The organism is Micromonospora sp. NPDC049175 (genome assembly GCF_043197345.1).
GTDB lineage: Bacteria > Actinomycetota > Actinomycetes > Mycobacteriales > Micromonosporaceae > Micromonospora.
Window position 1 is genome coordinate 1,256,472 of record NZ_JBICSY010000002.1, and the last position, 24,878, is coordinate 1,281,349.

Below are 24,878 nucleotides of genomic sequence, written 5' to 3' on the forward strand. Positions count from 1 at the left end.
TGACGTGTTCCATGTTTCCGCGCGCCACGGGGGTGGGTCTGCCGTGCCCGACCCCGTTCCGGACCGGGTGCCAGCACCCATGCCCACCGCCTCTGCGCGTGGTTCAATGGCCGCGATCAGCACGAATGGAGGATCTTCATCGTGACCCCGCGGGAAGACCGTGCCCCGGCCCGGATCGCGTCGGGGCTGCTCGCCGTCCGCCAGGGCACCTGGCGTGCGGCCTGTTCGGCAGCCGCAGTGCTGCTCGCCGCAGTCGCCGTGATCGTCGCCTGCCTGGTGCTTGTCGGCGTCGGCGTCTACCTGATGCCACCGGTCCTGGCCGGCCTCCGCGCCCTCGCCAACGCCGCCCGCCGCCGCATCGGCGTCGCCGAGATCCCGCAACCCGCGGGCCCTGCCTCCGGCTGGTCCGCGGGCCTCACCGCGTGCCGCCGGGCGTTCCGCGCCCCGGCCACCAGGCGCGACCTGATCTGGGCCGCCGGTGACTGGCCGGTGGGCGTCACCCTCGGCCTGCTCCCCGCTCTCCTGCTCGCCGGTGGCCTCTGGGGCCTCTCGGCCCCGCTGACCTGGCGCTGGGCCACCGAGGCCTGGGACGGCTCCTGGTTTCTGTTCGTCCCCCTGATCAGCGACGTCACCGCGGCCCTGGCTGCGGTGGTCGGCGTTGCCCTGCTCGCGGCCGGGCTGGTCTTCGCGCCCTGGTTGGGCCGGCTCTCGGACGCCTGGGCGGCCCGCCTGCTCGGCCCGTCGACAGTCACCCGACTCACCGAGCGGGTCGAACACCTGGCCACCACCCGCGCCGACACCCTCGACGCCCAGCAGTCCGAGATCCGCCGGATCGAACGCGACCTGCACGACGGCGCCCAGGCACGGCTGATGGCCATGGGCATGACGCTCAAGATGATGGAACGCTCACTGGAACGCGACCCCGAGGCGGCCCGCACGCTGCTCGGCCAGGCCCAGGAAGACTCCCGCAAGGCCATGCAGGAGCTCCGCGATCTGGTGCACGGCATCCACCCCCCGATCCTGGCCGACCGGGGCCTGGTCGACGCGGTCCGGGCGCTCGCCCTGGAATGCCAGGTCCCGACCCAGGTCGAGTCCACACTGACCGGCAGACTCGAACCCCCGATCGAGTCGGCTCTCTACTTCACCGTCGCCGAACTGCTCACAAACGTGGTCAAGCACGCCGCCGCCACGGCCGTTCAGGTCACCCTCGCCACCACGCCCGCCGGCATCCGGGTGACGGTCGCCGACAGCGGGCGCGGCGGAGCGGACCTGTCCCGCGGCACCGGCATCGCCGGCGTTCGCCGCCGTCTTGCCGCCTTCGACGGCACCCTCACCGTCGACAGCCCCACCGGCGGCCCCACCCGGATCGACATCTTCCTCCCGATGGCCGCATCGTGAGGGAGGCAGGCGGGGTCGCATCGACGGGGTGTTACTGGTCCAGGGCGGCTTCGCTGGCGGGCCGCAGGGGGCAGCCCCGCAGGGTGTACGCGAGCAGACCGGCCACCGCCAGGGTGCTGGCGCAGACCGTGGCGGCGGTGGTGCCGGCGGGTTGGATCAGCCAGCCGGCGACCTGGATCCGCAGGTCCCCGCTGGGGTCCATGAGGGGCAGGGCCGCGATGAGGGTCCAGGTCAGCGGTGCGATCCACGACATGGCGGCACCGAAGAGGGCGGCGCCGAGGGCGGTGAGGCCGAGGAGCCCCGCGGTGTTGCGCAGCAGCAGGGCGAACGGTTCGTAGCGCGCGTCGGTGACCGTGCTGAGGGTCAGCAGGGCGGTGATCGTGGCGCCGGCGAGGAGCAGGTGCCCGGCGCGTCGGAGCGGCCAGTTGACCGCCGCGGTGCGGTCGAGGGCGTCGTCGGCGCCGCCGAGGGTGGTGCCGACCGCGACCACCGCCAGCATGATGACGAGGCTGGCCGTGCGGATGTTGATCGTCGTCGAGTCGGTGTAGGCCAGCGACAGGGCCCACACCAACGCGATGAGCGCGGTCGCGGTGGTCAGCGCGAGGGGGACCCGGCGGGAGCGTAGGTGGAGCTGGAGCCACCTCACGGCTGGGCCTGGGGCAGGACCGCCGTGAGGCCGTCGCCCTGGCAGTCCAGCGCCGCCTCGCGTGCCGCCGCCATCCGACGCCGTTGCTCGGCCTCCGGGAGACTGACCAGCGCCTGGTACGCGCCCACCAGCAGCTCCATCTCCGCGGGGTCCCAGCCCGGCGGGGCCGGTGGTCGACCGGTCAGCCAGGCGGCGGCGACGATCCGGGCCCGGTACTCGTCGCCCAGAACCGGCCGGTCGGCGCACTCCTGCTGCCAGGCGGCCTCGAGCAGGGACGGCAGGAAGTAGTCGCCGGACAGGTCGGCGCGTCCGAGGCGGTCGATCGAGGGCGTGTCGAAGACGACCGTGTCGGCCGAGTGTCGTGCCGGTGCCGTGCTCCGATCCAGCCGTGCCCAGAAGGTGACCTGCTGGGTCTGCACCGCCCGCACGGGTGCGTTGGGCAGCTTGGCCGCCATCATGGCGAGAGCCTGGCGGGCGGGGCCGACGACGTCCGGCAACAGCTCGGCGTGCACCCGTGTCACGCACACCTGCGGGCCGGCGTTGTCACAGACCAGCTCGATGGCGACCGGGTCGACGACCGCGGCGCCGCGCGTACCGCCGACGGGCAGGAGCGGTACGGCCACCGCGGCGCCGAGCACCGCCGGGAGTACGGCCAACGCGACGGCGCGACGGCGGGCCATGCCCAGCAGCAGCAGTCCGGTGACGGCGAGTGCCACCAGCCACAGTGTCTGGAGCGCGCTGACCCGCGGCAAGATCGTCTGGAAGTCGTCGAGTTCGTTGATGACCGGGACGAGCAGCAGCGCCGAGGGTTCGGGTCGGATGACCGCCGCGTCGAGTTCGGGCTGCCGCACGAACTCGGGGACGAGCCCGAGCACGGCGAACCCGGCCACCGCGACGACGGGTGCGGTGATCACCCGGGGCACCGCCCGGCCGGCGGCCATGCCCAGCCAGCCGGCGGCGATCAGTGCCGGCACACCGACGGCGGCGACGACGATGGTGGCGCCCGGGAAGTAGCCCGCCGTCGGCACCACCCATCCGGCCGCGACCAGACACACAACCGTGTACGCGACCACCACCGTGATCGCGAGCGCGCTGGCGGTCACCGTGGTGCGGTGCCACCGGGGTCGGGCGGTGCTGGTGAACAACTCGCCGACCCGGTGACGGGCGTCGCGTCGACCCAGCCACGCCCCACCGGCGAGCGCCAGCGGCAGCAGCACCACGAGTATCGACCGGGCGATGACCGCCAGTTGCATCCACCGGCCGGCGAAGAACTGGGTGGACGTGAGCAGCAACGGCACGCCGGTCACCAGCAACAGCAGCGCGACGCCCAGCGCCGCCGACCGGCGTAGCTCGATGCGCAGGATTCGTCCGGTCATGCCGGCACCCGCCCACGGTCGGAGCGCAGCAGCGCCGAGTAGCCACGTTCGGTGGCGCTGTCGCCCGCGTCGCCCGCGCCACCCTGCTCGGCCAGTTGTCCGGTGGTGCCCTGCCACACCAGGCGGCCCTCGTTGACGAGCACCACGTCGGTGCAGGCCACCGCGACGTCCTCGACCAGGTGGGTGGAGACGAGCACGCAGCTGTCCAGGCCGATCTCGCGCAGCAGCTCGCGGAAGTCGAGGCGCTGCTCCGGGTCCAGGCCGACGGTCGGCTCGTCGAGCAGCAGCACCTCCGGGTCGTTGACGATGGCCTGGGCGATGCCGGCGCGGCGCAGCATGCCGCCGGAGAGCGTCTTCATCCGCGAGTCGGCGCGGTCGGCGAGACCGACCCGTTCGACGGCCCGTTGCACCGCGCCCGGGATGACCGCCTTCGGCATCTCCTTGAGCCAGGCCAGGTATTCGACGAACTCCCGGACGGTGAAGCGCGGGTAGAAGCCGAAGTGCTGCGGCAGGTATCCGAGGCCACGGCGGACCCGACGGAGGTCCGCCTTGGCGGTGATGTCCTCGCCGAGCAGGCTCAGTCGGCCACCGGCGGGCTGCACCACGGTGGCGAGGGCTCGCATCAACGTCGTCTTGCCGGCGCCGTTGGGACCGAGCAACCCGTGCACGCCGGTGCCCAACGCCAGGCTCAGTCCGTTGACCGCCAGGTGCCGTCCGGCTCGCACCTGCAACTTCTCGGCGTGCACGGCCCACGGATGCGTGGACGGTCTGGTCTCCGCCGCACTGACCATACGCATCATTACTTCTCCATTCGGTAGTGATTCGTGTTGTCGTGTCCGGTCAGGACGTCCGGGGGAGTCCTCCGAGCGGACGTCGTCGGGCCCGGACGAGCACCACGGCCACCAGCGCCACGGTGCCGACGGCCCACCAGGGCGAGCTGCTGTCCGCGAGGACGGCCGGGAGTCGGCCGCCGGCCAGGCTCGGTGCCACCACACCCGCGGACCAGGTGAGGGCAAGTACGGCGGCGGCCCGGTCCACCCCCACCAGCCCGCCCAGCGCCAACGCGCCGGCGGTGAAGCCCAGCGCCGGCAACAGCCAGAGACTCGGGGAGTGTCCGGTGCCCCAGCCGGCCACGGCCAACACCGGGATGACGGCCACCAGGACCGCCAGCGTGCGGCGCAGCAGCAGCGCCAACCCGGTACGCGGCATGGTGGCCAGCAGTTCCCAGGCCGGATCGAGTCGCCGGCTCCACAGCGCGGCCACCGGCAGCAGCGGTGCCATCGGTGCGACGAGCAGCACCAGCGACGGCAGGCTGTGGAAGGTCCGCTCGAACAGCACCGCGACGAGCATCAGGCCGGCGGCGGTGGCCAGCCACGGCAGGACGCGGGCGGCGACCCCGGTACGCCGCAGCCGCCGCCGGCGTACCGGTTGCGGGCCGCTGGCGATCCCGGTGGCGATGCCGTCGGCCACCCGGTCCAGCAGGTCGCGGGTGGCGGGATCGGTCACGTCGGCGAGGACGGCCCGGCAGGCGGCGCAGGACTCCAGGTGCGCCTCGACCGCCCAGGTGGTCGTGTCGTCGACGCCGAGACCGCCGGAGGCGTACTCGGAGATCATGGTTTCGGTGGGATGAGTGGTCATGACAGCGCCTCCCGCAGCGCGATCCGGGCCCGCCGCGCGCGGGTCTTCACGGTTCCTTCGGGCATGCCGAGCAGCAGCGAGGTCTCCCGCACGGTCAACCCGTCGAGGACCATCGCGCGCAGCACCTGACGCAGCTCCGCCGGCAGCGCCTGCAGGGCCCGCTCCAGGTTGGCGTCCAATCCACCGGCGAGCGCCTCTTCCTCGGCCGCCGGAGACACGGTGTCGTAGGTCTGCACCGACGGGATCCGTTCCCGTCGGGCCCGGTGACGGAACGCGTCGACGAGCCGGTGCGCGGCGATCGTCCACAACCAACCCACCGCGCTGCCGGAGCCCGAGGACTGCGCCTGGCTGCCGGCCGACCGCCACACCGCCAGGTACGTCTCCTGCAGCACCTCGGCCACCACGTCCTCGTCGGCGCACCGCCGACGCAGCCGGGTGGTCAGCCACGGGGCGGTACGCCGGTACAGTGCGTCGAAGGCACGCCGGTCGCCGCGGGCGACGCGGCGGAGCAACTCACCCTCGTCCAGTCCGTCCAGACTTCGTCTCACGACAGGCAAGACGACGCGACCCTCCCCTCCGGTTCTGACCTGACAGTGACCGCCGTCACATTCTGGCCGCGTTCGGGTCGGGCCGACGCGGCGTGACACCCCCCACAGCGGGAACGTCCTCCGGGTTCCGGGCGTTGCCGACACACGCCCGGGCAGTTGCGGACGCGCTGACGCCGTGACGACGTACAAGCTTCCGCAGAGAGATCGAGATGATGAAACAGTTGGTGGACCAGACCGGACCGGACACCCCTGCGGCACCACCGGACACCCCCGCCGAGGTGCTGCCCGGTGACCTGATGACCAACTGTCAGCGTGTGCAACTCGTCCTCGTGCTGGGTGCGTTGATCGCCATCGGGCCGCTGACCATCGACATGTACCTGCCCGCGCTGCCCGCCATCACGGCAGGGTTGCAGACCACCGAGACCGCCGTGCAGTTGACGCTCACCGGCACGCTTGTCGGCCTCGCGCTGGGCCAGTTGCTGATCGGGCCGCTCTCCGACGTGGTCGGGCGGCGGGTGCCGCTGCTGGCCGGGCTGGCCGCGCACATCGTGGCCTCCGTCCTGTGCGTCTTCGCACCCAACATCGAGGTGCTCGGCGGGCTGCGCGTCCTCCAGGGGCTCGGTGTCGCCGCCGCCACCGTGGTCGCGACGGCAGTGGTCCGCGACCTGTTCAGCGGCGCCTCGTTCGCCCGGATCTTCTCCCGGCTGATGCTCGTCATGGGCCTGGCGCCCATCCTCGCGCCGACGCTCGGCAGTGGCCTGCTGAGCTGGACCGACTGGCGGGGCGTCTTCGCGGCGTTGGCGGTGCTGGGCGCGCTGCTGATCGTCGTGGCCGCGCTCCGGCTCCCGGAGACCCTCCCGGTGGCGCGTCGCCGGCACGGAGGGATCGGTGCGACCCTGCGCGACTACCGGGGGCTGCTCAACGACCGGGCGTTCGTCGGGCTGGTGCTCGTCGCCGGGCTGGCGATGGCGGCCCTGTTCGCGTACGTCTCGGGATCGTCGTTCGTGCTCCAGCAGGAGTACGGCCTCGACGAGCAGCAGTTCGGCATCGCGTTCGGGGCCGGCGCGGTGGGCCTGATCGGGGCCACCCAGTTCAACGTGCGGCTGCTGCGCCGCTACACCCCGCAGCAGATCCTGGTCAGCGCCCTGATCGCCGGAACGGCGGCGGGCCTGCTGCTCGTCCTGTTCGCGGCGACCGGCATCGGTGGCCTGGGCACCCTGCTCGCCTCGCTGTGGCTGGTCCTGGCCGCCGCCGGCCTCGCCCTGCCGAACGCGCCGGCGCTGGCCATGAGCCGGCACAGCGAGGCCGCCGGCACCGCCGCGGCGCTGCTCGGCGCCGTGCAGTTCGGTGTCGGCGCGCTCTCGGCGCCACTCGCGGGCCTGTTCGGCACCGGGAGCGTACCGATGGCGATCGTCATCGCGGGCGGCATGGCCGCCGCGCTTGTCGTCATGGTCCTCGTCGTGCCCCGCGCCGGCGTCGGCACGGTAGACCCGGACCTGGCGGTCGCCCTGCACTAGAAGAAGGAGGGCGGGCCGGTTGCCCGGCCCGCCCGACGATCAGCGAATCTCCGTGGTGTTGTCCTCCGGGCGCGGCTGGCCGCGCGGTGGGGCGGACCACGGCGACTCGCCACCCACCCGGCGCGGCAACGGCTCGGTCGGTGTCGGCTCGGTCGGGTAACCCAGAGTGAGCGGCGCGGTGTCGCGTTCCGCGGGTGTGGGGGACGGCCAGTCGGTGAGCGTGAAGTCGTCGTCGCGGGGGCCGGCGCCCGGCGTGGGCACCGGCGCCACGGCCGGCTCGGCGGCCGGGCGCGGCCACTGCCGCCAACGCTGCAGGCTGAAGGTCGCCATCAGCAGCAGCAGGCCGATCAGGAAGAGTGTGCCGTTCTCCACGGGCAGCCGCAGCGGCAACGGGTCGCCGGCCACCTTCCACCCGTGCGGGATCGCGTCGCGTACCGCGAAGGGCGCCGTCAACATCCCGATGTACGGGGTGACCAGCAGCAATCCGGCCACCAGCGGACCGAGCGGCGAGAAGCGCAGCGTGCCGAGCAGGCCCAGCAGGACGCCGCCGACACCGAGGTACACGGCTGGCTCGATCAGGTTGGCGGTGTTGAACGTGCCGGTCTCCACCCAGCGGTCGACCGTCCGGCTCGACCCGTCCTGCCCCAGTGTGACGAGCACCCAGGTGATGGGCGCCACCACCAGCCCGGCGAGGAAGCTCCAGAGATGTCGCATCCGCGCACCGTACCGTTTTCGACATGACTGAGCACCTCTCCGCCGCTCCGATCGGCAAGCCGACGTCGTACTCGCGCGTCACTCTCAGCAAGATCATGACTGCGGTGGACGTGAACCTCTACGGCACCGTGCACGGCGGGGTTCTGATGAAGTTCGTCGACGACGTCGCGGGTGCCGCTGCCGCCCGGCACAGCGGCGGAACGGCAGTGACCGCGGCGATCGACGAGATCGTCTTCTCCGAGGCGGTCCGGGTCGGCGATCTGGTGCACGCGCACGCGCAGGTGAACTGGACCGGTCAGACCTCGATGGAGGTGGGCGTGCGGGTGGTCGCCGAGCGGTGGGACTCGGCCGAGGACGCTCCGGTCCGGGTGGCCACCGCGTACCTGGTCTTCGTCGGCGTGGACGTCGGCGGGGCCCCTCGGGTGGTCCGTCCGGTGCTGCCGGAGACGGCGGAGGACGAGCGCCGGTACAAGGAGGCCGAGATACGTCGCGCGCACCGCCTCGCCCGCCGCCGCGCTATCCAGGCCCACCGCGCCGGCTGACACGCGGCCACACAGGTCGGGACCGGGGCATGTGGGACGGGCACGCATCGGATGCCGTACCCGGTGCGCAGAATGGCGCTTCGAGGTAGGGCAAGATGGCGCCACGGCCCAGGCACAGAGTCGTGCCGGGCCAGGGGAGGGTGGAGCAGTGGGTGACATGCTGTGGACGCCGCCGGCGGACGTGCGGGAACGGTCCCGGATCGGTGGCTACCTGCGCTGGCTGCGGGAGCACCGCGGGTTGGACTTCGCCGACTACGACGCGCTGTGGCGCTGGTCCACCACCGACCTGGACGGGTTCTGGCGCTCGATCTGGGACCATTTCGAGGTCGTCGCGCACACCCCGCCGACCGCCACCCTGGCCGAGCGGCACATGCCCGGCGCCAGGTGGTTCCCCGGTGCCACGCTCAACTACGCGGAGAACGTGCTGCGGATGCCGGGACGCGCCGACGACGACCCGGTGGTGATCGCGCACGGGCAGACCCGCGCGCCGGTCACGCTGACCGCCGGGGAGTTGCGCGAGCAGGTCCGCCGGGTGTCGGCCGGGCTGCGCCGGCTCGGCGTCACCGCCGGTGACCGCGTGGCGGCGTACGCCCCGAATATCGGCGAGACGTACGTCCTCCTGCTGGCCACCGCCAGCCTGGGCGCGATCTTCTCGTCCTGCGCGCCGGAGTTCGGCACCCGCAGCGTCACCGACCGCTGGCAGCAGATCGAACCGACAGTGCTCGTCGCCGTGGACGGCTACCGGTACGGCGACAAGGCGGTGGACCGCCGCGCGGAGGTCGCCGCGATCCGGGCCGCCCTGCCGTCGCTGCGGCACACCGTCGGCATCGGCTACCTCGACCCGTCCGCCGTGGCACCGGACGCGCTGGGCTGGGACGAGCTGGCCGCGCCCACCGACGAGCCGTTGACGTTCACGCCGGTGCCGTTCGACCACCCGCTGTACGTGCTCTACTCCTCGGGCACCACCGGGCTGCCCAAGCCGATCGTGCACGGTCACGGCGGCATCCTGCTGGAGCACCTGAAGATGCTCGCCCTGCACCACGACCTGGGCCCGGCCGACAGGTTCTTCTGGTTCACCACCACCGGCTGGATGATGTGGAACTTCCTGGTCTCCGGCCCCGCGGTGGGCGCGACGATCGTGCTCTTCGACGGCAACCCGGCGGTCCGGGCGGAACCCGGCCGGCCGGCTGAGCCCGACCTCGGTGGGCTGTGGCGGCTGGCGGCGGAGACCGGCACCACGTACTTCGGCACCTCGGCGCCGTTCCTGCTGGCCTGCCGCAAGGCCCAACTGGTGCCCCGCGAGGTCGCCGACCTGTCCGCGCTGCGCGGCGTCGGCTCGACAGGTGCGCCGCTGCCCGCCGAGGGCTTCCACTGGGTGTACGAGACGGTGAGCGACCGGGCGCAGCTCCAGTCGCTCTCCGGCGGCACCGACGTGTGCACCGGCTTCGTGGGCGGGGTGCCGCTCCTGCCGGTGTACGCCGGCGAGATCGCCTGCCGGGCGCTGGGCGCGAAGGTGGAGGCACGGTCGGCCGACGGCACCCCGGTGCTCGGCGAGCTGGGCGAGCTGGTGATCACCGAGCCGATGCCGAGCATGCCCGTGGGTTTCTGGAACGACCCGGACGGCGTGCGTTACTCCGAGGCGTACTTCGACGTCTACCCGGGCGTCTGGCGGCACGGGGACTGGATCACCATCAACGAGCGGGGCGGTTGCGTGATCACCGGCCGCTCCGATGCCACCCTCAACCGGGGCGGGGTGCGGTTGGGCACCGCCGAGTTCTACTCGGTCGTCGAGGGCTTGGACGAGGTGGTCGACTCGGTCGTCGTACACCTGGAGGACGACGAGGGCGGCGCCGGTGAGCTGCTGCTCTTCGTGGTGCTCGCCGATGGTCTGGCACTCGACGACGACCTGCGGAAGACGATCTGCCGCGAGCTGCGCACCGCCCTGTCGCCCCGGCACGTACCCGACGAGATCCACCAGGTACGCGCGGTGCCCCGCACCCTGTCGGCGAAGAAGCTGGAGGTCCCGGTCAAGAAGATCCTGACCGGCACCCCTGTCGACCAGGCAGCGGCCAAGGGCGCCCTGGCCAACCCCGAGTCCCTCACGGCCTTCGCCGCCCTGGCCCAACGCCGAGCCACGACCTGACCCGTCCCGTCCCGTCCCGTCCCGTCCCGTCCCGCGCCGGGCCTGGCCTGGCCTGGCCTGGCCACCCCACGCGATCTTGCACTTTCTGTCCCAGCATAAGGGGCATTTCCACGCGTTCTGGCGACAGAAAGTGCAAGATCGGCGGGGCTGGGCTGGGCGGGGCGGGGCGGGGTTGGGCGGGGCGGGGTTGGGCAGGGCGGGGCGGGGTTGGGGTTGGGGTTACGGGAGGGTTTGGGTGACCTTCTCCGTCGTGTGGCGGCTCGTCAGGCGGGTTGGGTCGAGGTTGGCGCAGAGGACCACTGTCGCGGCCCGGGTCAGGGGAGCCAGCAGCCAGTCGACCGGGTCCGGGTAGCGGGCGGCGTCGACGAGGACCCGCGCGCCGGGCTCGATGCCCAACTCCGCGGCGCGGGCCTCGGCTCGGGCCAGCAGGTGCTCGTCGGTGGGGCCCGGCCCCGGCTGCGGGTTGAAGTGGTCACCGTGCCGGCGTACCTCGACCACGTAGTCGGCGAACCCCGGTGGCACCTGCCGCAGCGGGGCGGCCATCGGGGCCAGCCCGAGGGCGTACCGCTCGTCGGCCGACCAGGACTGCGCCTCGTCGAACCGGTCGGCGGCGGCGAAGAGCACGTCGACGTCGCCGGGCGTGTCGATGACGCTCAATTTGGCCGACCAGCAGCCCAGCAGCACCGCGGCGGTCTGCCAGTGCGGCGGCAGCAGCACCCCGGCCCTGGTGCCCGGCGCCAGGCCGACCTCGTCGACGAGAAGGTTCGCGGTCTTCGCCACCCAGTTCGCCAGGGTGGCGCCGGAGAGTTCGGTGCGGTCACCACTGGCATCGTCGTACCAGGTGAGGAGCGGTCGGGTCGGGTCGGTCGCGATCGCGTCGGCGAAGACCCGGGCAATGTTGTCGGCCATCGGCGCGAACTTTACGCCCCTGCGGGCCGTACTCGATGACGATGACAAGTCGGCGTACCGTCGGGTCGCAGTCAGCGTCGGCCCCGCGCTCCGGCGTAGGCTTGACCCCCGGAGTGTTGTTCCCCACAGACCCGCCAGTGCAAGGAGTCGCCCCGTGACCGCCGGTCGCCCGCCCCGCGTGCTCATCGACGCCACGAGTGTCCCCGCCGACCGTGGTGGCGTCGGTCGATACGTCGATGGTCTGCTCGGTGCCCTCGGCAAGGTGTGCGGGTCGGGGGTGGAGCTGGCGGTGGTCAGCCTCCGCACCGACCTGGAGCGTTACACCCGGATGCTGCCCGGCGCGGAGATCATCCCCGCCCCGGCCGCCGTGGCGCACCGCCCGGCCCGGCTCGCGTGGGAGCAGACCGGCCTGCCGCTGCTCGCCCAGCAGGTGAGCGCCGACGTGCTGCACTCACCCTTCTACACCTGCCCGCTGCGGGCCGGGTGTCCGGTCACGGTCACCGTGCACGACGCGACGTTCTTCACCGAGCCGGAGCACTACGACAAGTCCCGCCGCACGTTCTTCCGCAGCGCCATCAAGACCTCGCTGCGCCGCGCCAACCGGGTGATCGTGCCCAGCAAGGCCACCCGGGACGAGCTGATCCGGCTGCTCGACGCCGATCCGACACGGATCGACGTGGCCTACCACGGTGTCGACCAGGCGGCCTTCCACGCCCCGACCGAGGAGGAGAAGGCCCGCGTCCGCGCCCGGCTGGGGCTCGGCAACAGCAGCTATGTCGCCTTCCTCGGCGCCAAGGAGCCGCGCAAGAACGTGCCCAACCTGATCCGTGGTTGGGCGCGCGCGGTGTCCGACCGGGCCGAGCCGCCGGCCCTCGTGATCGCCGGTGGGCAGGGGCACGACGACGACATCGACCGGGCGGTGGCCGAGGTCCCGTCGCACCTGCGCCTGCTGCGCCCCGGCTACCTGCGCTACGCCGACCTGCCCGGCTTCCTCGGTGGCGCACTTGTCGCCGCCTATCCGTCCTACGGCGAGGGGTTCGGGCTGCCGATCCTGGAGGCCATGGCGTGCGCCGCCCCGGTGCTGACCACGCCCCGGCTCTCGCTGCCCGAGGTGGGCGGCGACGCGGTCGCGTACACCTCGGAGGACGCGGAGCAGATCGGCACCGACCTGGCCGCGCTGCTCGACGACGAGCAGCGGCGGCTGTCGCTGGCGAAGGCGGGTTTCGACAGGGCCAAGGAGTTCACCTGGGAGTCCAGCGCCGAGGTGCACATCGCCGCGTGGAGTCGCGCCCGTTCCTGACCCCGGGCCGCTGGTGGTGACCCGTGCCACTGCCAGCAGGTACGTCGGGCATGATGTGCGGATGCTTTATGCGGTCATTCCGGCAGGTGGCAGCGGCACGAGGTTGTGGCCGTTGTCCCGCGCCGGCCACCCCAAGTTCCTCCACCCCCTGACCGGCACCAGCTCCTCGCTGCTGCAGGCGACCGTGGAGCGGCTCGCGCCGCTGACCACACCGGACCGGACCCTGGTGGTCACCGGCGCCGCGCACGTCGCGGCGGTGGCCCGGCAGCTGACCGGTCTGCCGGAGGAGAACATCCTGGTCGAGCCGTCCCCCCGGGACTCCTGCGCGGCGATCGCGCTGGCCGCCGCGGTGATCGCGGTACGCGATCCGGAGGCGGTGATGGGCAGCTTCGCGGCCGACCACCTGATCGGCGACCCGGGGAGCTGGGTGCGCACGGTCCAGGAGGCGGTCCGGGGGGCCGAGCAGGGGATGCTGATGACGGTCGGGATCACCCCGACCCGTCCGGAGACCGGCTACGGCTACCTGGAGACCGGCGAGGAGACCGACGGCGCTCCCTGGCGGCCGGTGACCGAGTTCAAGGAGAAGCCGGGCGCCGAGGTCGCCGAGGCGTACGTCCGTTCCGGCCGGCACCTGTGGAACGCGAGCATGTTCGTGTGGCGGGTGGATGTCTTCCTCGCCGAGCTGGCCCGCCAGCAGCCGGCGTTGCACGCCGGCGTCGCCGCGATCGCCGCCGCCTGGGGCACCCCCGAGCAGGACGAGGTGCTCGGGGCGATCTGGCCGACCCTGCCGAAGATCTCCGTCGACTACGCGGTGATGGAGGGCGCGGCCACCGCGGGTCGGGTGGCGACCGTGCCGGGCGACTTCGGGTGGAACGACGTCGGCGACTTCCACACCCTGGGTGAGGTGCTGCCGGCCGACGAGGCGGGCAACGTGGTGCTCGGCACCGACGCCAAGCCCGGGGTGCTCCTGCGGGACAGCGCCAACCTGGTGGTGGTGCCGCAGTCCGGTCGGTTGGTGGCGGTCCTCGGGCTGCGCGACCTGATCGTGGTGGACACCCCGGACGCGGTGCTGGTCTGCCCGCGCGACCGCGCCCAGGGCGTCAAGGCCCTGGTCGACGAGCTCAAGGCGCGCGGCGAAGAGGGCTACGTCTGAGAGCCGCGAGGGCCGGCGCGACGAGTTGCACCGTCCCGCCGGCCAACGGCTCGGGCAGGTCGTCGGGCGAAAACCAGCCCAGCTCCTCGGCCTCGTCGCTGACCTGCTCCACCGCGCCGGGCGGCGCGACCACGGCGAACCGGACGTCGTAGTGGCGTGAGCCGCCCTGGCAGAGCACCTCGTGCACGTCGATGTCGATCGGCACCGGGTCGATGCGCAGGCCGGCGATCCCGGACTCCTCGGTGGCCTCGCGAAGCGCGGCGGCCACCAGGGTCTGGTCGACCGGCTCGCAGTGCCCGCCGAGCTGCACCCAACGAGCGAACTTGACGTGCAGGCAGAGCAGCACCCGCGAGCCGGTGGCGTCCAGCACCAGCGTGCTCGCGGTGATGTGCCCGGGGCGGTGTTGTCGGCTCATCGCGATCGGTCCGGCCGCGAGCAGGGCGAGGGACCGGTCCCGCGCGGTGGCGGCGGCCGGGCTGGTCGGCTGCCAGCCTTCGAGCAGCGAGATCGCGTCGGCGTGCAGTGGCGCGTACGCCTCGGGGTCGGTCGGGTGGGCGGTGATCGGGGTGTCGGGCACCCCGACACTGTACGAGCGCGCGCTCCGTACGCTGGCCCGGTGAACCTGCGACTCGTCGAATTCGTGGTATCCGGCAACGAGGCAAGCGATCTGCTGCCGGTGCGGTCGGCCGCGCTGCTGCGCGCGTACGGCGCCCGGCGGGGCTTCTGGACGGTGCTGGACGAGGGGCCGGTGGAGCGCTGCCTGGCGTTGCTCCTGCAGGGAGATGACGGCGAGTGGACGGCCCGGCACGTGCTGGCGGACGCCGGCGCGGAGAACGGGCGTACCGAGGATGGTGAGGCGCTCGCCCAGCACGACGGCTGGGTGTACGTCTTCGGCTCCCACTTCGGCTCGAAGGCCGGCCCGCTGCGTCCCCGGCGCGCCTTCGTGGCCCGCTTCCGGGAGGACGACGCGGCGGCCGGGCCGGTGTCGGTGCACGTGGTGCGCAACTCGTTCCGGCTGCACCGGGCGGTGAACGACGCCCTCGCCGGGTCGCCGCTGACCCTGTTGCCGCCGGGGGACCGGGTGCGGGCGCGGTTCATCGTGGAGACGCTGGCGCGGGGGACCGCCCGGGAGAAGCGCTGGGTGAGCCGGCTGGCCGCGGACGACCTACCGGTGAACGTGGAGGCAGCCGCCTTCACCCCGGCCGGGACGGTGCTGCTCGGGCTGCGGTTCCCGGTCACCGACGCCGGTGAGCCGATCCTGGTGGAGGTCGCCGGTGTGCCGGGCATGTTCGCGGCCGAGCCGGCGTGGCCGGTGGCGTTGCGCGCGTACGCGTTGACCGGGGTCACCCCGCCGGGAAAGCTGACCGGGTTCCGTGCGATCACCCCGACGCCGGACGGCGGGTACGCGGCCGTGATCGGCTCGATCGACGCGCTGGGCAAGGGGTCGGTGCTGCTCGACGACCACCCGGGCGGCGGTGAGGTCACGTCTCGGCACGTCCGCTTCCGACTCCCGGCCCCCGCGTCCGACGACGTGTGCCGGTTGGTCGGGGAGCCGGTGCGGGACCTGGCGCCGTTCCACCACGTGGAGGGGCTGGCCGAGCTGGACGGGCGACCGTTCTACGTCACGGACGAGGATCACCGGGTCGCGCTCTGGGTTGGTTGAGCCGAGCGGGTGCGGCGGTGGGGCTGGATGACCGGACGGCACCTCTGCGGAGCAAGGGCCGCAGACCCTCGTGGTGCCGCCCGATCGCCGGGGCCTCCCCAGACCCGGTGCCCTGAGCCGGCGCGTCGAGGACACGCCGGCGCGGTGTTCGGGCTCTGGAAGCATGTCGAAACGCTTCCGCGACGTCGAGGTTTTTCAGTCCTGGCTTAAAGATGGAGATTAGTGCCGTCCGGGTAGAGTCAAACCGTCACCCGGCATCCCCCTGCTGGCGACACTGGAGCGCTCCATGCTGAAGATCCACTTTTCCGGGGAGGACATCCTCCGGACCCGGGTGGCGCCGGCGGCGGACCCGGTCTGGGAGTTGGTCCTCAGCCTGCACGCGTTGCAGAGCCGCAACCGCGACCCGTTGACGGCGCACTGGCGGCGCACCGTGTCTCGAGGGCTGCGTCAGGACGTCGCCTCCGATCAGCTCAGGTTACTCTTCGCGTTGAGCCCGCCACGCGGCTACTTCCCGGACTTTCTCACCCCGTACGCCAGCGTCGACGGTTTCGAGGCCGGGCTGGACGCGCTCCGCAGCACCCCGACCGGGCTGCTGCAACGAGACCTGAGGGTCCTCGCCACCGAGAACCGGCTGCCACCCTCGGCCGCCGCGCTGGCCCGCGGTGAGGTGACGGTGCTGCACCACCTCACCGATTCGATGGTTCACTACCGGTCGTTGGCGATCAACCCGTACTGGAGCCGGATCCAGTCGGCGGTCGAGGCGGACCGGGCGCACCGGGCCAGGGCGCTCCTCGACGGTGGTGCCGAGGGCCTGCTCACCAGCCTCCGGCCGGCCATGCGCTGGGACGGCGGGGTGTTGGAGGTCCGCAACTATCCCCACAGCCGGGAGCTGCACCTGGACGGTCGGGGGCTGCTGCTGGTGCCGTCGTTCTTCTGTGCGGACACACCGGTCGCCCTGCTCGACCCGGCCCTGCCGCCGGTGCTCGTCTACCGGGTGGACCGGCTGGGCGGGCTGGCATCGGTCGACGGCACCGGGGCGGCCCGGTCCGTTGCCCCCCGCGACTCGCTCGCCGCGCTGCTGGGCCGCACCAGGGCGGCGGTGTTGCAGGCCAGCGACGACGGCTGCACCACCGGCGAGGTCGCCCGCCGGCTCAACATCTCACCGGCGGCGGCGAGCCAACACGCCACGGTGCTGCGCAACGCCGGCCTGCTGGTCAGTCACCGGGACCGCAACAGCGTGCTGCACACGCTGACCCCGCTCGGCCGAGCCATGCTGGACGCCTGACCCGCCACAGGTCACCGCGCGAGCACGCCGGGCCGCCTGGGACGGGCGACCCGGCCGTGTCTCACAGCGCGAGAGCCGCTCGCCTGGGCAGGCGACCCCACGGTGTCTCAGAGCGCGAGGGCCGCGCTCGCCGGGCTGCCGGGTGGTGGCGGCAACAGGGTCGACCCGACGCCCTGGGCGGCCAGGGCGACACGCAGTCGGTGCAGGTCGGCGCCGAAGCGAACCAGGCCGATCGGGTCGACGGGTGTCGGGGCCGAGCCGAGCAGCAGGGTGGCCCCGTCCGGCCAGCCGGGCATCTCGGCGACAAGTCCGGCGCGTACCTCGGCCTCGTCGACAAGTGTGAAGACCGTGCCGGGGGCGACCACCCCGGCGATCGCGTCGATCGCCCGTCGTACCGCGGTCAGGTCGGCCGGGGTGGGGCCGGGACCGTCGGCCAGGGTGGCGGCGTCGGCGAGCCCGGCGGCGCGGGCCTCGGCGGTGCCGAGCGCGAAGAGGTCCTGTGCCGCGTCGCGGATCAGCGCCCGCGCGCCACCGGCGTCGTCCGGGGTGGTGGCGGCGAGGTAGCCCCGCACGACCGCGACGGGGACCTGATCGCACTTGCCCTTGATCAGCTCGCCGGCGGCGGCCAGCTCGTCCACCACTGCCATCTGGGTCAACTGAAGCTCGTTGCCGTACGGATCCACCTCGCCCCGGTGATCGCGGATGGCCGACATCCCGGCCACGCCCAGCGCCACGTCGGTGAGCCCGTTGCGCCAGGGGCGGCCCATGGTGTCGCTGATGACCACGGCCACGTCCAGGTCGTAGCGCTCCCGCAGCGCGTCACGAAGCGCCCGTGCCGACGCGTCCGGGTCGACCGGCAGCAGCACGAGCTGCGTCTTGTCCACGTTCGACGCGTCGATCCCCGCGGAGGCCATCACGAAACCGTGATGGGTCTGCACGATCCGGGTCGGCCCCCGGCTGGCGACCACCCGGGCGGTCTCCGCGGCCAGGATCTCGTCCCGTGCGGCCAGCCGCTCGGGCCCGTCCGCCGGGACGTCCACAAGCCGTCCCTCGGACTTCGAGACGATCTTGCTGGTCACCACGAGCACGTCCCCGTCGCGCAGCCACGGCGCGGCGGTGGCGATCATCGCCGCCAGGTCGTCACCCTCGGTCACATGGCCGATGCCGAGCACCGGCAGGATCTCCAGCCTCACGTCAACTCCACCGCGGCGCGGACCATGGCCGCCGTCGCCGCCTCGTCGGTCATCCGCAGCGGCATCGCGCGGACCGTCACCCCGGGCACCACAGTGCCGGCGTCCTCGTCGGCCACCAGCCAACCGTCCAGCAGGCCGCCGTCCGACCGGCCCCCGTAGAGGCGGCCCACCCCGGCGGCGCTGCACTCGACACCCAGCACGGCGAGACAGCGGTCGGCCATCCCGCGCACCGGCGCGCCGCCGATGATCGGTGCGACACCCACCACCGGCGCCGGGCCGCCCGCCACCGCCTCCCGAAGCCCCGGTACGGCCAGCACCGGCGCGACGCTCACCACCGGGTTGCTGGGAGCGACCAACACCAGGTCGGCAGAGCCGATCGCGTCGAGCACCCCGGCTGCCGGCTTCGCCGTCTCCGCGCCGACGAAGACGAAACGGTGGGTGCGGATGTCGGCCCGGTGTCGGACCCACCACTCCTGGAAGTGGATCGCCCGCTGCCCCTGCTCGTCCTCCACCACCGCGTGGGTCTCCAGGCGGTCGTCGGTCGCCGGCAGCAGGCGTACGCCCGGCTGCCACCGGGTGGACAGCGCCTCGGTGACCGCGCTCAACGGGTAACCGCCGTTGAGCATTGTGGTGCGGACCAGGTGGGTGGCGATGTCCTTGTCGCCGAGGCCGAACCAGTCCGGCTGCGCCCCGTACGCGGCCAACTCACCCTTGACCGTCCAGCTCTCGCCGACCCGACCCCAGCCCCGCTCCGGGTCCGCGCCGCCGCCGAGCGTGTACATGACGCTGTCCAGGTCGGGGCAGATCTTCAACCCGTGTAGCCACAGGTCGTCGCCGACGTTGACCACGGCGGTCACCTCCGCGCCCACTTCGCGGGCGTACGCCCGGACGCCGAGCAGGAACCGGGCGCCGCCGATGCCGCCGGTCAGAACCACGATGTGCATGACGACCATCCTCGCGCACGTGATGCCTCCGATCCGCCGGTGGCCCACGAGACTAGGCTCACGTGCGCCCTGTCCGCTCATGCCCCGAGGGGGAGCTCGTGACCAGCCCCGCTGAGCCCGCGTCCGCCGACGCGGCGCAGGCCCGTCAGCTGACCAAGCCACTACGCGAACTCGCCGCGCTCGCGTTGCTCGGCGCCAACGCCGTGTTCCTCTTCGTGGGCCTGCTCCGGTGGATCGCCCCGGACGGCTCCTTCACCGATCGTTCGGGCAGCGCCTTCGAGACGTTCGTCGGGCTGGAAGCGGTGGGTCTCCCGCTGCTGGCCGTGCTGCTGGCCACGCACATCTCACCGGTGGTGCCGAAGGCCAAGCTGATCACGCAGGTGGCCCTCGGCGAGTACGGGGTCAGCGCGATCTTCGGCACGCTGACCCTGCTGATCTGGACGGTGGGCCAGCTGGCCGAGGCCGAGGTGCTCGACGCGCTCCTCGGTGTGCTCACCCGGTTCGCCTGGATGGTGATCTTCGCGGTCGCCGCCTGGGTCGTCTACACCATCTGGCGTGCCCACTACTACGTGCCGCGGCCCAAGCCGCAGCCGGGCGTCTACGGCCAACCGCAGCAGCCGGGTTGGCAGCAGCAGGGTGGCTGGCCGACCCCGGGGCAGCCCGGTGGCCAGCCGCAGGGCGGGTGGCCCGCTCCGGGCCAGCCCGGCGGTTACCCGGCGGATCAGTTCGCCGGGCAGTACGCCCAGCCGTCCCCGCCGTTCCAGGCCCCGCAGTCGGCCCCGCCGCACCCGCAGTCCGCGCCGCCGTTCCAGGGCGCCCCGCAGTCGGCCCCGCCGCACCCGCAGTCCGCGCCGCCGTTCCAGGGCGCCCCGCAGTCGGCTCCGCCGTTCCAGGCTGCCCCGCAGTCGGCCCCACCGTTCCAGGCTGCTCCGCAGTCCGCCCCGCCGTTTCCGCAGTCCGCCCCGCCGGTAAACCCCGCGCCGTCGGCCCCGGCCGGGCCGCCGTTCGGGCAGCCGCCGTCGGCCGACCCCACGCAGGCCATCCCGCGCCAGTCCGCCGACCCGACGCAGGCGATTCCCCGCCCTGCCGACTCGGCCGCCGCCGACCCGACGCAGGCGATTCCCCGCCCTGCCGACTCGGCCGCCGCCGACCCGACGCAGGCGATCTCCCGCCCCGCCAACCCGGACGACGACGACCGTACCCAGCACATCAAGCCCGACCAGCCCCGCTGACTCGACCTCCGGGTGGCTCCATGATCAGGTGATGGAAAGTAGGTCGGCAGCGTTCCGGCCACCTACTTTTCGTCACCTGATCATCGTGTTGGCGGATCGCACGAGGTGCCGGCCAGGGAGATCACTGGCACCGTCACCCCGCCGGAGCGTCGCCGACCCAGCCGAGGTGGGCCGTTTCTCACGGTGCGGGCCGGGACTGGCAGGGCGGGCTCGCGCTGCGCATAGGCTGAGCGGATGGTTGATCGCACCCAATCTGGCCCGAGTGACGCTAGCGTGCGGCGGGCCCTGGGCCGGGCCGCGACCGGGCGGGCGCTGGATCTCGACGAGGCGACCGCCCTGCTGTCGGCCCGGGGGGACGCCCTCGCCGAACTGCTCCGGGTGGCCGGTGGGATCCGCGACGCCGGTCTTCGCGACGCCGGGCGGCCGGGCGTGGTCACGTACTCGAAGAAGGTTTTCATCCCCCTGACCCGGCTGTGTCGGGACCGCTGCCACTACTGCACGTTCGCCACCGTGCCGCACCGGCTGCCGGCGCCGTTCCTGGACCGCGACGAGGTGCTCGCCATCGCGCGGGCCGGCGCCGCCCAGGGCTGCAAGGAGGCCCTCTTCACGCTCGGTGATCGCCCGGAGGAGCGCTGGCCGGCGGCCCGGAGCTGGCTCGACGAGCGCGGCTACGACTCCACCCTGGACTATCTGCGGGCCTGCGCGGTGGCCGTGCTGGAGGAGACCGGGCTGCTGCCGCACCTCAACCCCGGCGTGCTGTCCTGGTCGGAGCTGCAACGGCTCAAGCCGGTCGCCCCGAGCATGGGCATGATGTTGGAGACCACCGCGACCCGGCTCTGGTCCGAGCCGGGTGGCCCGCACTACGGCTCACCGGACAAGGAACCGGCGGTCCGGCTACGCGTGCTCGACGACGCCGGCCGGGTCGGGGTGCCGTTCACCACGGGCATCCTGATCGGCATCGGCGAGACGCCGGCCGAGCGGGTGGACGCGCTCTTCGCGATCCGCCGCGCCCACCGGGAGTACGGCCACCTCCAGGAGGTGATTGTGCAGAACTTCCGGGCCAAGCCGGACACGGCGATGCGCGGCATGCCCGACGCGGAGCTGCACGACCTGGCGGCCACGGTGGCGGTGGCCCGGCTGCTGCTCGGCCCGAAGGCCCGGATCCAGGCCCCGCCGAACCTCATCGCCGGCGAGTACGACCTGCTGCTGCGCGCCGGCATCGACGACTGGGGTGGCGTCTCGCCGCTCACCCCGGACCACGTCAACCCGGAACGCCCGTGGCCGCAGATCGAGGAGTTGGCCCGGCACAGCGAGCTGGCCGGGTTCACGCTGCGGGAGCGGCTGACCATCTACCCGGAGTACGTGCGCGCCGGTGACCCGTGGCTCGACCCCCGGCTGCTGCCGCACGTCAACGCGCTGGCCGACCCGGCGACGGGCATGGCGGTCGAGTCGGCCCGGCCGCAGGGCCGTCCCTGGCAGGAGCCGGAGGAGGTGTTCGGCGGGCGTGTCGACCTGCACGAGACCATCGACACCACCGGCCGCACCGACGACCGGCGCGGCGACTTCGACAGCGTCTACGGCGACTGGTCGGAGGTCGCCGGCAAGGTCACCCCCGAGGCGGCGGCGCGCCGGGCGGGCGTACCCCAGGTGTCGGCCGGGAGCGGCGCGGACCGTGACCTGGCGGCCGGGTTGCGGCTGGCAGCCGACGACCCGGCGGCGCTGCTCGATCCCCGGCACACCGACGCCGCGCTGGCGCTGTTCGGCGCGGACGGGCCGGCGCTCGACGCGCTGTGCCGGCTCGCCGACGACGTCCGCCGCGACGCGGTCGGCGACGACGTCACCTACGTGGTCAACCGCAACATCAACTTCAGCAACGTCTGCTACGTGGGCTGCCGGTTCTGCGCCTTCGCGCAGCGTGAGCGGGACGCCGACGCGTACCGGCTCTCCGTCGACCAGGTCGCCGACCGGGCCGAGCAGGCGTGGGCCGCCGGCGCCAGTGAGGTGTGCCTCCAGGGCGGCATCGACCCGAAGATGCCGGTCACCGGGTACGCCGACATCGTGCGCGCGATCAAGGCCCGGGTGCCGGAGATGCACGTGCACGCGTTCTCGCCCATGGAGATCGTCACCGCCGCCGCGAAGGCGGGCGTGCCGGTGCGCGAGTGGTTGACGCAGTTGCGCGAGGCCGGGCTGGACACCATCCCGGGCACCGCCGCGGAGATCCTCGACGACGACGTGCGGTGGGTGTTGACCAAGGGCAAGCTCCCGGCCGCCGCCTGGGTCGACGTGGTCAGCACGGCCCACGAGCTGGGCATCCGGTCCAGCTCCACGATGATGTACGGCCACGTCGACCACCCCGGGCAGTGGCTGGGGCACTTCCGGGTGCTGGCCGGGGTGCAGGACCGCACCGGCGGGTTCACCGAGTTCGTGGCCCTGCCGTTCGTGCACACGAACGCCCCGATCTACCTGGCCGGCATCGCCCGCCCCGGGCCCACGTGGCGGGAGAACCGGGTGGTGCACGCCATGTCCCGGCTGTTGCTGCACGGTCGGATCGACAACATCCAGTGCTCCTGGGTGAAGCTCGGCGACGAGGGCACCGTGGCGATGCTCCAGGGTGGATGCAACGACCTGGGCGGCACGCTGATGGAGGAGACCATCTCCCGGATGGCCGGTTCCGACAACGGATCCGCGCGTACCGAGGAGCAGTTGCGGGCCATCGCCGAGGCCGCCGGACGACCGGCGCGCAAGCGGTCGACTGCGTACGGTCACGTTCGACCCTGACGTCGAACCTTTCCCCGCCGCCGGCCGTACCACGCGATGCCGGCGGCGGTCGCGGCCAGGATCGCCGCCGGTGTCCCCTCAGGGGCCCGGCGGCGTCGATGGACGGCGCCGGACCCGTCCGTCCCCGCGGGCGCGTTCGCGCCGCCGCCGGAAAGGTTGCCCATGACCAGTGATCAGCGGAAGCGGCAGTGGCCGCGACTGACCCGCCGGCAGACGTTGACCGCCGCGGCCAGCGCCACTCTCGGCGCCGCCGCGCTCACCGTGCCGGGCCTGTCGGCCGCGCAGAACGCCCCCGGCGCGGCCGGACGTCCCGACGAACCGATCGTCGTGCATCTCCGTGATGCCAAATCCGGAACGATGGACGTCTTCGTCGGCGATGCCCGGATCGAGGTACGCGACCGCGGCCTGGCGGACCGGCTGCGGCGCGCCGCCCGGCGCTGACCCGGCACTCCGCACTGCCATCCTGTCCCCGCCCAGTGAGGTTGGTCCGCCATGTCTTCCCACCGCGAGGCCCCGGAGATAGCCAAGGATCCGGTCGCCGACAGCTCCGACCTGTACGCGTTCGTCAGCCCCGACAAGCCCGACACGGTGACGGTGATCGCCAACTACGTCCCGTTGCAGCTGCCCTCCGGGGGACCGAACTTCTTCGAGTTCGGTGACGACGTGCGCTACGAGATCCATATCGACAACGACGGCGACGGTCGTCCGGATGTCACCTACCGGTTCGAATTCACCACCGAGATCACCAATCCGAACAGCTTTCTCTACAACACCGGCACGATCGAGTCGCTGGACAGCAAGAACTGGAACCGACGGCAGTTCTACAGCCTGACCCGGGTGTCCGACGGCCGGGAGCACCGGTTGGCACACAAGCTGCCCTGCCCGCCGTGCAATGTCGGACCGCTGTCCACCCCGAAGTACGCGGACCTGGTGCGGCAGGCGACCTACTCGCTCTCCACCGGGGAGCGGGTCTTCGCCGGTCAGCGCGCGGACGGCTTCTTCGTCGACCTGGGCGCGATCTTCGACCTCGGCACGTTGCGGCCGTTCCAGCAGCTGCACGTCGCCGGCAAGAAGATCTTCAAGGCGGAGGGAGAGCCGGTAAACGCCACCGACCGGATGAACGTGCACAGCATCGCCGTGCAGGTGCCGCTGAAGCAGGTACGCCGCCGCGCCAACCGCTACGGCGCCGGTGACCAGGCGTCGGTGATCGGGGTGTGGACGTCGGCGTCGCGCCGGCAGGTGCGGGTGCTCGGCGACCGGGGCGGCGCGGACACCTCGACCGGGCCGTTCACCCAGGTCTCCCGGCTGGGCAATCCGCTGTTCAACGAGGTCATCGTGCCGATGTCCAAGAAGGACCTGTGGAACTCGCTGCCACCGTCGGAGGACAAGCGGTTCGCGCGGTTCGTCGAGCAACCCGAGTTGGCCGCCCTGCTGCCGGCGCTCTACCCGGACGTGTTCCCGAATCTGGACCGGCTCACCAAGGCGAAGAAGGCCCGTGCGGACCTGGTGGCGATCCTGCTCACCGGCGTACCCGCCGGTCTGATCGACGGCTTCACCAACGCCACCGGCGACGTGCAGGCCGACATGCTGCGGCTGAACACCGCGATCCCACCGACACCCAAGCCGGACCGGTTCGGAGTGCTCGGTGGTGACCTGGCCGGATTCCCGAACGGGCGGCGCGTCGGCGACGACGTGGTGAGCATCGCGCTGCGGGCGATCGCCGGGGTGACCGTGCCGCTGGTGGACAAGACGTTCCGCCCCGACGCGGCGGCCGCCGCTGTCACTCCCGGCCTGAGCGCCGCCGACGTGACCGCGCCGTTCCTCGGAAACTTCCCCTACCTGGGTACGCCGTACGACGGGTTCAACAACCCGCCGGCGGGGTCCTGACCTTCGGCGGGG

General features: G+C 72.7%; 22 protein-coding genes. 12 read left to right on the forward strand and 10 right to left on the reverse strand.

What is annotated here, in order from left to right:
- The first annotated feature begins 141 nt into the window (after positions 1–141).
- Positions 142–1,398: a sensor histidine kinase gene (locus ACGFH8_RS12815; RefSeq protein WP_393366598.1), complete on the forward strand. Its 1,257-nt coding sequence runs from the start codon at positions 142–144 to the stop codon at positions 1,396–1,398.
- 31 nt (positions 1,399–1,429) lie between these two features.
- On the opposite strand, the gene ACGFH8_RS12820 is transcribed toward ACGFH8_RS12815, so the two are convergent.
- Genes ACGFH8_RS12820 through ACGFH8_RS12840 form a run of 5 tightly spaced genes read right to left on the reverse strand, consistent with a single transcriptional unit; the run spans position 1,430 to position 5,606 of the window.
- A complete protein-coding gene (locus tag ACGFH8_RS12820) occupies positions 1,430–2,044 on the reverse strand; it encodes a hypothetical protein (RefSeq protein WP_393366599.1) in 615 nt (204 codons plus the stop codon).
- A complete protein-coding gene (locus ACGFH8_RS12825; RefSeq protein ID WP_393366601.1) occupies positions 2,041–3,420 on the reverse strand; it encodes a hypothetical protein in 1,380 nt (459 codons plus the stop codon). Before ACGFH8_RS12825 ends, ACGFH8_RS12820 begins: the two co-directional genes overlap by 4 nt.
- Positions 3,417–4,220: an ABC transporter ATP-binding protein gene (locus ACGFH8_RS12830; protein WP_393366603.1), complete on the reverse strand. Its 804-nt coding sequence runs from the start codon at positions 4,218–4,220 to the stop codon at positions 3,417–3,419. The genes ACGFH8_RS12825 and ACGFH8_RS12830 overlap by 4 nt, the downstream gene beginning before the upstream one ends.
- A 40-nt stretch (positions 4,221–4,260) precedes the next feature.
- Positions 4,261–5,058 carry a zf-HC2 domain-containing protein gene (locus ACGFH8_RS12835; protein WP_393366604.1) on the reverse strand — a complete coding sequence of 266 codons (798 nt, stop codon included), beginning with the start codon at positions 5,056–5,058 and terminating at the stop codon, positions 4,261–4,263.
- Positions 5,055–5,606 (reverse strand): RNA polymerase sigma factor, encoded by a 552-nt coding sequence (locus tag ACGFH8_RS12840; RefSeq protein ID WP_393366606.1) that lies wholly within the window; start codon positions 5,604–5,606, stop codon positions 5,055–5,057. Before ACGFH8_RS12840 ends, ACGFH8_RS12835 begins: the two co-directional genes overlap by 4 nt.
- Positions 5,607–5,818: 212 nt before the next feature.
- Between ACGFH8_RS12840 and ACGFH8_RS12845 the strand changes: the two genes are divergently transcribed.
- Positions 5,819–7,123: a multidrug effflux MFS transporter gene (locus ACGFH8_RS12845; RefSeq protein WP_393367101.1), complete on the forward strand. Its 1,305-nt coding sequence runs from the start codon at positions 5,819–5,821 to the stop codon at positions 7,121–7,123.
- 39 nt (positions 7,124–7,162) lie between these two features.
- Here the strand turns inward: ACGFH8_RS12845 and ACGFH8_RS12850 are convergent, their stop codons facing one another.
- Positions 7,163–7,837, reverse strand: coding sequence for a hypothetical protein (locus ACGFH8_RS12850; protein WP_393366608.1), 675 nt, complete (start codon positions 7,835–7,837; stop codon positions 7,163–7,165).
- A 23-nt stretch (positions 7,838–7,860) separates the two neighbouring features.
- On the opposite strand from ACGFH8_RS12850, the gene ACGFH8_RS12855 reads away from it, so the two are divergent.
- Together ACGFH8_RS12855 and ACGFH8_RS12860 are read left to right on the forward strand one after the other, a co-directional pair.
- The gene (locus ACGFH8_RS12855; RefSeq protein ID WP_204943434.1) at positions 7,861–8,379 is read left to right on the forward strand and encodes an acyl-CoA thioesterase; all 519 of its coding nucleotides are present in this window, start codon (positions 7,861–7,863) and stop codon (positions 8,377–8,379) included.
- Positions 8,380–8,527: 148 nt separating this feature from the next.
- Positions 8,528–10,522 carry an acetoacetate--CoA ligase gene (locus ACGFH8_RS12860; RefSeq protein WP_393366610.1) on the forward strand — a complete coding sequence of 665 codons (1,995 nt, stop codon included), beginning with the start codon at positions 8,528–8,530 and terminating at the stop codon, positions 10,520–10,522.
- A 219-nt stretch (positions 10,523–10,741) separates the two neighbouring features.
- Here ACGFH8_RS12860 and ACGFH8_RS12865 read toward each other — a convergent pair whose 3' ends face one another.
- Positions 10,742–11,431: a TIGR03089 family protein gene (locus ACGFH8_RS12865; protein ID WP_393366612.1), complete on the reverse strand. Its 690-nt coding sequence runs from the start codon at positions 11,429–11,431 to the stop codon at positions 10,742–10,744.
- 154 nt (positions 11,432–11,585) lie between these two features.
- On the opposite strand from ACGFH8_RS12865, the gene ACGFH8_RS12870 reads away from it, so the two are divergent.
- Positions 11,586–12,731: a glycosyltransferase family 4 protein gene (locus ACGFH8_RS12870; protein WP_393366613.1), complete on the forward strand. Its 1,146-nt coding sequence runs from the start codon at positions 11,586–11,588 to the stop codon at positions 12,729–12,731.
- Between the two features lie 61 nt (positions 12,732–12,792).
- Complete coding sequence (locus tag ACGFH8_RS12875; RefSeq protein ID WP_393366615.1) at positions 12,793–13,884, forward strand: mannose-1-phosphate guanylyltransferase; 1,092 nt, start codon at positions 12,793–12,795, stop codon at positions 13,882–13,884.
- Here the strand turns inward: ACGFH8_RS12875 and ACGFH8_RS12880 are convergent.
- A complete protein-coding gene (locus ACGFH8_RS12880; protein WP_393367103.1) occupies positions 13,853–14,446 on the reverse strand; it encodes an NUDIX hydrolase in 594 nt (197 codons plus the stop codon). The genes ACGFH8_RS12875 and ACGFH8_RS12880 overlap by 32 nt on opposite strands.
- A 54-nt stretch (positions 14,447–14,500) precedes the next feature.
- Between ACGFH8_RS12880 and ACGFH8_RS12885 the strand changes: the two genes are divergently transcribed.
- Both ACGFH8_RS12885 and ACGFH8_RS12890 read left to right on the forward strand, forming a co-directional pair.
- Positions 14,501–15,547, forward strand: a complete 1,047-nt coding sequence (locus tag ACGFH8_RS12885) for a hypothetical protein (protein WP_393366616.1) — start codon at positions 14,501–14,503, stop codon at positions 15,545–15,547.
- A gap of 286 nt (positions 15,548–15,833) precedes the next feature.
- Complete coding sequence (locus ACGFH8_RS12890; RefSeq protein ID WP_393366618.1) at positions 15,834–16,832, forward strand: winged helix-turn-helix domain-containing protein; 999 nt, start codon at positions 15,834–15,836, stop codon at positions 16,830–16,832.
- A gap of 107 nt (positions 16,833–16,939) precedes the next feature.
- Here the strand turns inward: ACGFH8_RS12890 and ACGFH8_RS12895 are convergent, their stop codons facing one another.
- Together ACGFH8_RS12895 and cofD are read right to left on the reverse strand one after the other, a co-directional pair.
- On the reverse strand, positions 16,940–18,025 hold the full coding sequence (locus tag ACGFH8_RS12895) for a coenzyme F420-0:L-glutamate ligase (RefSeq protein WP_393366620.1): 1,086 nt from the start codon (positions 18,023–18,025) through the stop codon (positions 16,940–16,942).
- Entirely contained in the window at positions 18,022–18,969 is a 948-nt protein-coding gene (cofD, locus tag ACGFH8_RS12900) for a 2-phospho-L-lactate transferase (RefSeq protein ID WP_393366622.1), read from the reverse strand. The genes ACGFH8_RS12895 and cofD overlap by 4 nt, the downstream gene beginning before the upstream one ends.
- Positions 18,970–19,067: 98 nt before the next feature.
- On the opposite strand from cofD, the gene ACGFH8_RS12905 reads away from it, so the two are divergent.
- The 4 genes from ACGFH8_RS12905 (at position 19,068) to ACGFH8_RS12920 (ending at position 24,866) form a co-directional block, all read left to right on the forward strand.
- Positions 19,068–20,201, forward strand: a complete 1,134-nt coding sequence (locus ACGFH8_RS12905) for a hypothetical protein (protein ID WP_393366624.1) — start codon at positions 19,068–19,070, stop codon at positions 20,199–20,201.
- A gap of 234 nt (positions 20,202–20,435) precedes the next feature.
- Complete coding sequence (locus ACGFH8_RS12910; RefSeq protein WP_393366625.1) at positions 20,436–22,979, forward strand: bifunctional FO biosynthesis protein CofGH; 2,544 nt, start codon at positions 20,436–20,438, stop codon at positions 22,977–22,979.
- 162 nt (positions 22,980–23,141) lie between these two features.
- A complete protein-coding gene (locus ACGFH8_RS12915) occupies positions 23,142–23,420 on the forward strand; it encodes a hypothetical protein (RefSeq protein WP_393366627.1) in 279 nt (92 codons plus the stop codon).
- A 51-nt stretch (positions 23,421–23,471) separates the two neighbouring features.
- Entirely contained in the window at positions 23,472–24,866 is a 1,395-nt protein-coding gene (locus tag ACGFH8_RS12920; protein ID WP_393366629.1) for a DUF4331 domain-containing protein, read from the forward strand.
- Positions 24,867–24,878 lie beyond the last annotated feature (12 nt).